Consider the following 12415-nt stretch of genomic DNA (forward strand, 5'->3'; position numbering starts at 1 on the left):
TATGGGCACCCGTTATTTACCTTATAAGAAACTCTCTTACATTGATAATTGGATTTTTCTGATTAGAACCATCACCAAAATAAACGTGGACTGGACCATTATTGACTGGTTTTCCGTTAGCAGAAAATCCTAGTATTAAATCCTTTGCCTTATCGAGCGGTATTTCAACTTCTTCATTTAAACTTTTTATTACAACCACATTAGCAGACTGATTTGGTTCTGCATTATCTAAGAATGGTTTAAAAGGAATGGCAAATGTCCCAAAGAGAACCTTCTCTTTAATGAATTTCTTTTCTGTTTTTAATGTTGGCGGATAAATAGAGCCTTCCATTATTTCTCGGTCCCAATGCTTAGAAACTGATTTGGTATATTCAAGAAGTTCATCTACTTGCTCTTGTTTTGCAGTAAAATGAGTAGTCAGATCTATTTTGCGATCGTCAAAAATCCAGACGCCAGGGTCAAGAGTAATTGGAAATTTCACTTGACCTGTAATTAAGATAATTTTCTCCATGTCCTATTCCTCCGTTCGTCACAACTAAATTATAGCGTCTTTTATATATTATGTCATATCTAAGCAGGGGCTTGCAGGCAATTGTTCTTGCATTTTTCAGTGGTAAAAGGTAAAATTTATAGATAAGTATGATAATCGCTCTGAAATGGGGGGATGAATGTTGGCGTCTGAAATGATAGTGAATCATCAGGAAAAAGCATATGCCTTATTGCAGGCTGACGCTGAAAAAATATTAAAGCTTATTAAAGTGCAAATGGATAATCTCACGATGCCTCAATGCCCTCTTTATGAAGAGGTATTGGATACGCAAATGTTTGGGTTATCGAGAGAAATAGAATTTGCGGTTAAACTAGGCTTAATTGAGGTCAAGGATGGGAAAGCGATACTAGATAAGTTAGAAAGAGAGTTATCTACGCTTCACGAAGCATCCATAAGAAAATAATATAAAGACTCAAACAATGAATGAGGAGTTGTTTGAGTTTTTTATTACCTTTTTCCATTTTCTGATTATTCTTTAATTAAAAAAATTTAGTGCAGTAACAATTCCTCAAGTAATTCGTTCCATTTTCTATTATAATAGCATTAATATCTATTTTGAAAATGAGGATGTAATAATATGGTTAAAAAAATCTTTAAGTCTTACGACTACACGTTAATTATTGCCATCGTCCTATTGTCTTTATTTGGTTTGGTTATGATTTTTAGTGCGAGTATGGCTTCTTCTGTTCAAAGGTATCATGTTCCAAGTGATTATTTTTATCAGCGTCAAAAGCTATTTTTAATAGGTTCAGCTTTTGTTTTCACTTTCGTTGCCCTTTTTCCATATAAAATTATGAGGAGCACTAAGTTTTTAGTTTTTATTACTTCTATTTCCGTTTTGGGACTTCTCGGGCTGTTTATTTTTGGACAAGTTAAGGGGAATGCGCAAAGTTGGTTCGAAATTGGTCCTTTAAGCCTACAGCCAGCAGAATTTGTAAAGATTTTTGTAATTATTTATTTGTCTGCTGTCTATGCGAAGAAACAAGCGTATATAAATCAATTTAATAGAGGGGTTCTCCCTCCATTGGCATACCTTATTCTCGTTTGTGCGTTAATTGCCGTCCAGCCAGACTTTGGAACAGCAATCATTATTGCTTTAATAGGAATAATGATTATCCTTTCCTCAGGAATGAACCTCAAAAACATTACGAAATTAGTTTTAATAGGTGTCATTATTGTTGCGCCTTTTATCATTGCTTTACAGGATGAAATATTCTCTGAAAAGCGAATGGCGCGATTTACTGTTTTAAATGACCCCTTTGTTGATGAAGAAAATTATGGTTTTCATCTAGCTAATTCATACATAGCGATTGGATCCGGTGGCGTAAATGGTTTAGGTTTAGGAAAGAGCATCCAAAAACTAGGGTATCTACCTGAATCACATACTGACTTCATTATGGCTGTAATTGCTGAAGAACTGGGGATTTGGGGAGTTAGCTTTGTTATTATCACTTTAGGATATATCGTTTTAAGGGGTATCTATCTAGGTTTGAGGTGCAAGGACCCATTTGGAAGTTTATTAGCAATTGGGATTTCAAGCATGATTGGTATTCAATCGTTTATTAACTTAGCTGGTGTTTCAGGAGTCATCCCGCTGACAGGCGTTCCGCTGCCGTTTGTAAGTTACGGTGGCTCATCAATACTTCAGTTAGCAATTGCTTCAGGTATACTAGTAAATGTTTCGATGTTTGTAAAATACGAAAGCAAATATAAAAAAACACAGCCAGAAATAGAAAAAAATACCACACAGCGAGAAGGAAACCTATATCGATTTAGAACATAATGCAGGGATAACGTCATTCCCTGCATTTTTATTAAAAAAATAGAAAGAGGTGCTAAAATTGACAAGACAAATCAATAAGGTACTCGTAGCAAACAGGGGAGAAATAGCTATTCGTGTTTTTCGGGCATGTACCGAATTGAATATTCGTACCGTTGCTATTTATTCAAAGGAAGATACGGGAGCCTATCATCGCTATAAAGCAGATGAAGCCTATTTAGTTGGGGAAGGTAAGAAACCAATCGATGCTTATTTAGATATTGATGGAATAATTGATATTGCCAAAACAAGCGGGGTAAATGCAATTCATCCGGGGTATGGGTTTTTATCCGAAAACATTCATTTCGCTAAACGATGTGAAGAGGAAGGAATTATCTTTATTGGACCAACTTCACAGCACCTGGATATGTTTGGTGATAAGGTCAAGGCGAGAAAACAAGCCGAACTAGCAGGTATTCCTGTTATTCCAGGGAGTGATGGACCTGTTGCTAATTTAGGGGAAGTTCAAGATTTCATCGAACGGTATGGTTTCCCGATTATTATTAAGGCTACACTCGGCGGCGGTGGCCGCGGAATGAGGATTGTTCAAAAACAAGAAGAAGTATCAGAGGCATTTGCAAGAGCGAAATCAGAGGCAAAAGCGGCTTTTGGAGATGATGAGGTATACCTTGAAAAATTAATTGAAAAACCTAAACATATTGAAGTCCAAATTATAGGAGATAGCTATGGGGGAATAGTCCATTTATTTGATCGTGATTGCTCCGTTCAACGGAGACATCAAAAGGTGGTTGAGGTAGCTCCTAGTGTGTCCATTAGCGAGGAACTGCGTAAAAAAATATGTTCTGCAGCTGTTAAATTAATGAAAAAAGTCGAGTACTTAAATGCAGGAACGGTAGAGTTTCTCGTAGCAGGCCAAGAGTTTTATTTTATTGAAGTAAATCCAAGGATACAGGTGGAACATACCGTTACAGAGATGATAACTGGAATAGATATTGTACATACCCAGATACTAGTTGCAGAAGGTCTGGATTTACATGGTTCGATTATCGGAATTCCTGCACAGGAAGATATACGTATTAATGGATTTGCGATTCAGTCAAGGGTAACAACAGAAGACCCGTTAAATAACTTCATGCCTGATACAGGAAAGATTATGGCTTATCGCTCTGGTGGCGGTTTTGGGGTTCGGCTTGATGCAGGCAACGGTTTTCAGGGCGCCGTAATTACACCATACTATGACTCTTTACTTGTGAAGCTTTCTACACATGCATTGACGTTTGAACAAGCTGCATCAAAAATGGTCAGAAATTTGAAGGAATTCCGAATACGCGGGATTAAAACCAATATACCGTTCCTTGAGAACGTCATAAGGCACGAAAATTTTAGAAATGGTGAATATGATACATCATTTATTGATTCCACGCCGGAGCTATTCATTTTTCCTGTAAGCAAAGACCGTGGTACAAAGATGCTTACCTATATTGGAGATGTAACGGTAAATGGATTTCCAGGAATAGAAAAAAAGAAGCGACCAGTTTTTCTGACGCCAAGAGCGCCGAAATTAAAATATGATTTTCCTTATGAAAATGGAACGAAGCAAATTTTGGAGGGTCAAGGCCCAGATGGTCTGGTCCGCTGGATTAAAGACCAAAAGCAAGTATTATTAACGGATACCACCTTTAGGGATGCCCACCAGTCATTGCTGGCAACAAGGGTAAGAACGACTGATATGCTGCATATTGCCGAGCCGACAGCTAAGCTGCTTCCAAATTTATTTTCTTTCGAAATGTGGGGAGGGGCTACATTTGATGTTGCATACAGATTTTTAAAAGAAGACCCTTGGGAACGCTTAACAACGCTTAGAGATAAGATTCCGAATGTCTTATTTCAAATGTTAATTAGAGGTTCCAATGCGGTTGGTTATAAAAATTATCCAGATAATCTGATTCGTGAATTTGTTGAAAAATCCGCCTCCAATGGAATTGATGTTTTCCGAATTTTTGACAGTTTAAATTGGATAAAGGGGATGGAAGTCACCATTGATGCAGTCCGCCAGACGGGAAAAATTGCAGAAGCATCTATCTGTTATACTGGTGATATCTTAGATCCAACTAGAACAAAATATGATATAAACTATTATAAATCCTTAGCTAAAGAGCTTGAAATGCAGGGTGCTCATATTTTGGGGCTAAAAGATATGGCTGGTTTATTAAAGCCAGAAGCGGCATACCGACTAATTTCTGAATTGAAAGAAACAATTACTATTCCTATCCATCTTCATACACATGATACAAGCGGGAATGGGATTTTTACCTATGCACGTGCCATTGCTGGCGGTGTTGATATAGTTGATGTCGCATTGAGCACGATGGCAGGGTTAACTTCACAGCCAAGTGCAAACTCACTATACTATGCGCTTGAAGGGACAAGCTCAAGACCAAATATCAATATTGAGGCTCTCGAGCAACTCTCGCACTATTGGGAGGATGTTCGGAAATACTATAACGATTTTGAAAGCGGAATGATGTCTCCTCATTCCGAAGTGTATCAGCATGAGATGCCAGGCGGTCAATATAGTAATCTTCAGCAACAAGCAAAGGGAGTAGGACTTGGGGAGCATTGGGATGAAGTAAAACAAATGTATGCAACTGTAAACCAAATGTTTGGTGATATCGTAAAGGTTACGCCTTCATCAAAGGTTGTTGGTGATATGGCACTCTTCATGGTCCAAAATAATTTAACAGAAGCTGATGTGTTGAATAAAGGCGAGTCTTTGGATTTTCCAGACTCCGTAGTAGAGTTGTTCCAAGGATACATTGGTCAACCGCACCAAGGCTTCCCGGAAAAGCTGCAAAGGATAATTTTAAAAGGAAGTAAAGCGTTGGAATCCCGCCCTGGTGAGTTACTTGAAGAGGTGGATTTTGAAGCATTAAAGACTGAACTTGAAAAGGAAATAGGCAGGAAGGTAACAGATCTTGATGTTATTTCGTACGCACTCTACCCGAAAGTGTATAAAGATTATATTAATGCTGTAGACAGCTACGGTAATCTTTCGTTCCTCGATACGCCGACATTCCTGTATGGCTTGCGTTTGGGTGAAGAAATTGAGGTAGAAATCGAAACAGGTAAAACATTAATTGTTAAACTTGTTTCAATTGGCGAGCCACAGATAGATGGAACTAGAATTGTCTATTTTGAGTTAAATGGACAACCGCGTGAAGTAAATATTAAGGATGAAAGTATTAAATCAATGGTAACAGCCAGATTGAAAGCAGACCCTAAAAATGAAAGCCATATTTCCGCAACGATGCAAGGGACTGTCATAAAGGTCTTAGTAGAAAAAGGAGAAAGAGTTGAACGTGGGGATCACCTTTCCATTACGGAGGCAATGAAAATGGAAACCACCGTTCAAGCCCCATACTCAGGGGTCGTTAAGGATATTTATGTGAAAAGCGGGGATGCCATTCAAACGGGTGATCTGTTGCTTGAATTAGACAGGATATAAAGAAAAAAGTTGCCGTTATCACGGCAACTTTTTTTCATCGATTGATTTTTCTCGATCTGGATAATAGTAAGAGAAAGTAGCTCAAGACTCCAAATAAACAGGTTATAATAAGTGCGTGTAATAAGGCAACCATTAGATTTAGTCGTGTGAGAACCACAAGAGCTCCAGAAAGTACTTGCATCGAAACTAACAGAAAGGCTGTTATCCAACCCCAATAAATAACTTTTTGGTGCCGATAATGCTTGAACGCTAAAAAGGCAATATACGCGATCCAAATAAATATTAATCCTGCAGCAGCCCGATGCCCCATTTGCACCCACTCATAAAGATTCCCTGGGAGTGCAGGCGCATCATTAATACATAACGGCCAATCACGGCAAACCAAGCTTGATTCTGTATGTCGTACTAATGCGCCAGTATAAATAACAAGGTAACTATAGATTGAAACAGATATAATATGGAAACCCATTCTTTTATCAATAATAAGTTTATCCGCATCGAACCTTTTATCAACTTCAAAGATTAATAATGTAAGTAATAACACCGCTGAAAAGGAAATAAGGGAAATTCCGAAGTGGAGGGCGAGTACAAAATCAGATTGCCCCCATTTAACAGCCGCAGCCCCAATTAATCCCTGAAGAACGATAAAGAAAACGGAGAGAAAGGAAAGAAATTTCGTCTCTCTAATATGTCCAATGACTTTCCATGTCCAAATAGATAAAATAAGCACCATGATGCCGACTCCACCAGAAACAAGTCTGTGGGCAAGTTCGATAATCAATTCGGGAGTAATTTCTGTCGGCATGAACTGTCCGTTACATAGAGGCCAGGATCTGCCGCAGCCCATTCCTGATTCTGTTTTTGTTACAAGTGCCCCGCCTAATAATACTAGAATCATTCCAATTGTAGTGGCAATTGCCAGCCACTTTAAAGAACGCTGCAAAGAATTCACCTTCTTAGTATAAGTTTAATACTTTTCAATTAATTATTATTAAAAGATAATAATAGAAAAACAAAGATTTAAAGTACTTCCTTATCATAACGAATACAATGAAAAAAGGATAGAAAATCAAACTAGAATTTTTAATAATTTTAATAAAAAACAGTGGCGCTTGAATAATAATTAGTTACCACTATTATTATAGTGAAAACTACTGTTGTGAAGATTCAATTACCCATTGGGGAATGGCTATTAATAATAATTTCCTTTGCCTTCTTCACTTAAAGAAGATATCTATACTAATTCTAAATTTATTTTGCTTTTTATTATCTAAAAATTCTAAGATATAGTATAATTGTCATTAAATGAAAGACGACACAAATTAGACAAAAAAAATTCTAAAAAAATTCACAAATACACAGTGAAGTGTGATTTAATATACAGAGAAAGTGATTATGATATAACATTATTATAAAATAATAATAGCATATAAATAACAATTATAATTTGGAAACGTTTTTACTCGAGTTTAGAATAATACTTTTAAGTATTTAGGAGGGGAAAAGATGCCCAATTCGAAGGTAATTGGTGAAGCATCAATTGAAACAGGCACTTCAAGTCTTAATTCAAGTTTAGAAAAAGCCTCAGTATTGAAAGATTTTATGGCACTGATCAAAATTGGTATAGTTAACTCCAATCTAATAACCACTTTTACTGGTATATGGCTGGCACTTCATTTTACTGGTCAAAGTTTTCTTAGTAACCTGGATATTGTTTTTTTTACCATAGTAGGCTCCTCCCTCATTATTGCTGGTTCATGCAGCATTAATAATTATATTGACCGGGATATTGACCATTTGATGGAAAGAACAAAGGATAGACCAACAGTTACTGGAAAGATAGAGGGTTCAAAAGTACTTGCTTTGGGTATTTTACTTATTGGACTGGGCACAATGTTTCTGTTGTTTACAACAATTACTGCAACAGTTATTGGACTGCTTGGAGTTTTTAGCTATGTTGTTCTCTATTCGTTATGGTCTAAACGTCAATTGGTTTCAAATACAATTATCGGCAGTATTTCTGGTGCTGTTCCACCACTTATTGGCTGGGCTGCAGTGGATGCTAGCCTGGGAATGATAGCGTGGTCATTGTTTATTATTATGTTTATTTGGCAGCCTCCCCATTTTTATGCACTTGCAATGAGAAGGGTAGAAGAGTATCGTGCTGCGGGTATACCAATGCTGCCGGTAGTAAAGGGCTTTAAAACAACCAAGAAACATATTTTACTTTGGGTGGCAGCACTATTGCCAACCCCAATTTTACTGACCTCATTAGGCATCCCATTTCTAATACTTGCAACTGTATTAAATATCGGTTGGTTGGCATTAGGAATTTATGGATATAAGATCAAAGATGATATTAAGTGGGCAAAGCTAATGTTTGTGTACTCATTGCAATATTTGACAATTATATTTGTAGCGATGGTCATTGTTACTTTAGTTTAGCTTTGTCTGGATGTTCTTTTAGATGAAAGGAATATTCTACATACATTTTTGATCAAGCATAATAAACAAAATTATTAGTGAAAGAGGGGTTTGATGAAGCTATGAAAAGGCTTGAAAAATTGCGCTTGATTTCGATGTTTGCGATTCTAACGCTTATACTTTCCGGTTGTGGTAAACCATACTTGTCCGCGTTAAGGCCAGCGGGAGAGGCAGCTGACATTCAATACGATTTAATGAAGTTAAGCACATTAATAATGGTTGGGGTCATTATTATTGTTATGGTAATTTTCTTAATAGTTATGTTTAAGTTTAAAAGAAAGGACGAAAAGATCCCTAAACAAGTGGAAGGTAGCCACAAATTAGAGATTATTTGGACTACTGTTCCCATTCTTTTACTTCTAATCCTTGCAGTTCCAACTGTATCTGCTACTTTTAAGCTAGCAGATGTATCACCGATGAATAATAAAGACTCTGATGCATTAGTTATTAATGTTAGAGCAAATCTATACTGGTGGGAATTTGAATATCCTAATCAGAAAATAGTTACAGGCCAAGACTTGGTTGTTCCAACAGACGAGAGAGTATATTTTAATTTAAAAGCTTCTGATGTAAAACATTCATTCTGGATTCCTGCAGTAGGTGGAAAGCTAGACAATAATACTGAGAATGTTAATAAATTTTGGTTAGAGTTTGATAGTAAGAGATCAGATGAGGCCGGTAATTTATTCTATGGTAAGTGTGCTGAACTTTGTGGACCATCACATGCGTTAATGGACTTTAAAGTAAAGGCAATGAGCCGCGCCGACTTTGATGGTTGGATTACGGCAATGCAAAATGTAAAGGAACCGAAGCAAGCTGAGACCGAATTGGCACAACAAGGTCAAGAAATCTTTAATCAAAGCTGTGTCAGCTGTCATGCTGTCACTCCTGCGAACACAACAAATGAGGCAGCTAGACTTGCTCCAAACTTAACGAACTTTGGTGACCGTTCACGCATTGCTGGTGTATTGGATCACAGTGAGGAAGATTTGAAAAACTGGATACGTACTCCAGATAAATATAAGCCAGGCAATAAAATGACGAATACTTATACACTTTCTGAAGATCCAGTTGAACGAGAAAAACAACTTGATGCTTTATCAGAATATTTAATGGGATTAAAAGTTCAGGAATAAAAGGGGAATATGGTGAAAGGGAGGTAAAACTTGTGAGTACCTACGCTCAAAAAAAAGGATTCGGAGCGACTATATGGGATTTTCTAACGACAGTCGACCATAAAAAAATCGCGATTCTTTATCTTATTGCAGGTGGATTTTTCTTCCTAGTCGGCGGGCTTGAGGCAGTTTTTATCCGCATCCAACTTGCAATACCAAACAACGACTTTGTAAGTGCAGGATTATTTAATGAAATTATTACTATGCATGGAACAACGATGATTTTCCTTGCAGCTATGCCGCTAGTATTTGCGTTTATGAATGCGGTTATGCCTTTACAAATTGGTGCCCGTGATGTGGCCTTCCCTTTTGTAAATGCGTTGGGATTTTGGCTCTTCTTCTTCGGAGGAGTTTTCCTAAACCTATCATGGTTTTTTGATGGGGCACCTGATGCGGGTTGGACATCTTACGCCTCATTAGCAATGGCTTCAAAGGGTCATGGCGTAGATTTTTACGTATTAGGATTACAGATATCTGGTTTGGGGACACTTATTGGCGGTATTAATTTCTTGGTGACGATTGTTACTATGCGTGCACCAGGAATGACGTATATGAGAATGCCGTTATTTACATGGACCACATTTGTAACTTCAGCACTAATTTTATTTGCTTTCCCTCCATTAACAGTTGGTCTTGTCTTAATGATGTTTGACCGTATGTTTGGTTCAAACTTCTTTGACATTACAATGGGTGGAAATACGGTAATATGGGAACATTTATTTTGGATTTTTGGACACCCTGAAGTATATATTTTAATACTTCCTGCGTTTGGTATTTTCTCGGAAATTTTTCCAATGTTCTCTAGAAAACGATTATTTGGTTACTCTTCCATGGTATTTGCGACTGTATTAATTGGTTTCTTAGGATTCATGGTTTGGGCCCACCATATGTTCACGACAGGATTAGGTCCAGTAGCAAATGCAATTTTTGCTGTAGCAACGATGGCGATTGGTGTTCCAACTGGGATTAAGATTTTTAACTGGTTATTAACGATGTGGGGTGGCAGTGTTAAGTTTACTACTCCAATGCATTATGCATTTGCATTCATTCCATCTTTTGTTGCCGGTGGGGTAACAGGGGTAATGCTTGCATCTGCACCAGCAGATTATCAATATCATGATACGTATTTCGTTGTAGCTCACTTCCATTACGTTATCGTTGGTGGTGTGGTATTTGCGATTCTTGCTGGTACACATCTATATTGGCCGAAGATATTTGGAACAATGTTAAATGAAACGTTAGGAAAGATTACTTTCTGGCTATTCTTTATCGGGTTCCACATGACATTCTTTATTCAGCACTTCTTAGGTCTTTGGGGTATGCCACGGCGCGTGTTTACCTTCCTTCCAGGCCAAGGCTTTGAGTTATCCAATCTGATAAGCTCTTTGGGTGCTGCATTTATGTCATTAGGTGTACTTGTACTTCTGTACAACGTCATTATGACATCTGTAAAAAATGTAAGAGTAGGAAATGATCCATGGGGAGATGGCAGAACACTTGAGTGGTCACTACCATCACCGCCTCCTTTCTATAACTTTAAGCAGTTACCGCTTGTGCGCGGATTAGATGCCTATTGGCTAGAAAAAATGGATGGCAAAAAAGGTATGACGCCTGCTGAACCACTAGGTGATATCCATATGCCAAATTCATCTTTCTTACCATTTATGATAGCATTCGGTTTATTCGTTGCTGCATTTGGTGCATTGTTTAATATGGATGACAAGGCATGGTCAATACCTGTTATAATACTTGGACTATTAATCACTTTTGGTTCCATGTTCCTGCGTTCTGTTAAAGACGATCATGGCTTCCACATTCATAAAGAAGACTTAATGGAAGATGATAATGATAAGGGGGTTAAGGCATAATGCACGTGGAAGAAAAATTAACCTATGAAACGTGGCCGGCTGAGCCTGAAAAAGCGACCCTTGAGGCAAAAAATAAATTTTTAGGTTTTTGGTTCTTTTTAGGGGGAGAGACAGTTCTTTTTGCTTCTCTCTTTGCCACTTACCTTGCTCTGAAAGATAAAGTGCCAGATACTACACATACGCTAGCGAAGGATTTATTTGACCTTCCATTAACATTTGTAGCAACCATGCTGTTATTAACTAGTTCATTAACAAGTGTTTATGCAATGTACCACATGAAAAACTTTAATTCTAAGAAAATGATGTTATGGTTAGGACTAACTGTATTATTAGGTGCAGCTTTCCTTGGATTAGAGGTATATGAGTTCTACCATTATGTTCATGAGTATGGACACACCTTTACAAGCAGTGCTTTTGGATCTGCATTCTATACTTTAGTAGGCTTCCATGGAGCACACGTTGCCTTCGGACTTATGTGGATCTTAACGTTAATGATTCGCAATTCTAAGCGTGGATTAGACCTGTATAATGCACCAAAGTTCTATATAGCAAGTCTCTATTGGCACTTCATCGATGTTGTATGGGTTTTCATCTTTACAGTAGTTTATTTAATGGGGATGGTGGGATAAACTGATGACAAATCAACAATTAAATTCAGGTAACCCAAGAGTTGACATTGAATATCGCCGCAGAAAAAGCGCAGAGGAAATGAGACACCAGGTAGTTTCATTTGCCCTAATGATATTCTTAACGTTAATTGCTTTTGCAGCTGTTGCTATTAAAGGATTTTCAGCGTGGTTTATCGTTCCGTTTATCCTTTTATTAGCGGTTATTCAAGTGATTTTTCAATTGTATTATTTTATGCATATGAGTCACAAGGGACATGAAGCCCCATCGTTGTTTCTATATGCAGGTTTATTTGTAGGATTAGTTACTGTCCTGGCGTTTGTTACAATCATCTGGTGGTAACAAAAGATTGAAAATCGGCTTCGGCCGATTTTCTTTATTTAAACTAGGTAATCTCATTTCTTTGCTCATACAATTGGCTGGAGT

10 protein-coding genes are annotated in these 12415 nt (G+C 37.5%); 8 read left to right on the forward strand and 2 right to left on the reverse strand.

The window, feature by feature from the left end:
- Positions 1-16: 16 nt before the first annotated feature.
- Entirely contained in the window at positions 17-511 is a 495-nt protein-coding gene (locus NSS81_RS20415; RefSeq protein WP_342430467.1) for a peptidyl-prolyl cis-trans isomerase, read from the reverse strand.
- A gap of 160 nt (positions 512-671) precedes the next feature.
- On the opposite strand from NSS81_RS20415, the gene NSS81_RS20420 reads away from it, so the two are divergent.
- The 3 genes from NSS81_RS20420 (at position 672) to pyc (ending at position 5835) form a co-directional block, all read left to right on the forward strand.
- A complete protein-coding gene (locus tag NSS81_RS20420) occupies positions 672-953 on the forward strand; it encodes a YlaN family protein (RefSeq protein ID WP_342434091.1) in 282 nt (93 codons plus the stop codon).
- Positions 954-1127: 174 nt separating this feature from the next.
- Entirely contained in the window at positions 1128-2333 is a 1206-nt protein-coding gene (locus NSS81_RS20425; protein WP_342430468.1) for an FtsW/RodA/SpoVE family cell cycle protein, read from the forward strand.
- Between the two features lie 58 nt (positions 2334-2391).
- Positions 2392-5835 carry a pyruvate carboxylase gene (gene pyc / locus NSS81_RS20430; RefSeq protein ID WP_342430469.1) on the forward strand — a complete coding sequence of 1148 codons (3444 nt, stop codon included), beginning with the start codon at positions 2392-2394 and terminating at the stop codon, positions 5833-5835.
- Positions 5836-5869: 34 nt separating this feature from the next.
- Here the strand turns inward: pyc and NSS81_RS20435 are convergent, their stop codons facing one another.
- On the reverse strand, positions 5870-6778 hold the full coding sequence (locus NSS81_RS20435) for a heme A synthase (RefSeq protein ID WP_342430470.1): 909 nt from the start codon (positions 6776-6778) through the stop codon (positions 5870-5872).
- A 563-nt stretch (positions 6779-7341) separates the two neighbouring features.
- Between NSS81_RS20435 and cyoE the strand changes: the two genes are divergently transcribed.
- From cyoE to ctaF, 5 genes are all read left to right on the forward strand, one after another.
- Positions 7342-8280, forward strand: coding sequence for a heme o synthase (gene cyoE, locus NSS81_RS20440; RefSeq protein ID WP_342430471.1), 939 nt, complete (start codon positions 7342-7344; stop codon positions 8278-8280).
- 101 nt (positions 8281-8381) lie between these two features.
- Positions 8382-9455: a cytochrome c oxidase subunit II gene (gene coxB / locus NSS81_RS20445; RefSeq protein WP_342430472.1), complete on the forward strand. Its 1074-nt coding sequence runs from the start codon at positions 8382-8384 to the stop codon at positions 9453-9455.
- 32 nt (positions 9456-9487) lie between these two features.
- On the forward strand, positions 9488-11362 hold the full coding sequence (gene ctaD, locus NSS81_RS20450) for a cytochrome c oxidase subunit I (protein WP_342430473.1): 1875 nt from the start codon (positions 9488-9490) through the stop codon (positions 11360-11362).
- On the forward strand, positions 11362-11991 hold the full coding sequence (locus NSS81_RS20455; protein ID WP_342430474.1) for a cytochrome (ubi)quinol oxidase subunit III: 630 nt from the start codon (positions 11362-11364) through the stop codon (positions 11989-11991). The genes ctaD and NSS81_RS20455 overlap by 1 nt, the downstream gene beginning before the upstream one ends.
- 4 nt (positions 11992-11995) lie before the next feature.
- The gene (ctaF, locus tag NSS81_RS20460) at positions 11996-12331 is read left to right on the forward strand and encodes a cytochrome c oxidase subunit IVB (protein ID WP_342430475.1); all 336 of its coding nucleotides are present in this window, start codon (positions 11996-11998) and stop codon (positions 12329-12331) included.
- Positions 12332-12415 lie beyond the last annotated feature (84 nt).

Source organism: Neobacillus sp. FSL H8-0543 (assembly GCF_038592905.1).
In the GTDB taxonomy this organism is placed as follows: domain Bacteria; phylum Bacillota; class Bacilli; order Bacillales; family Cytobacillaceae; genus Neobacillus.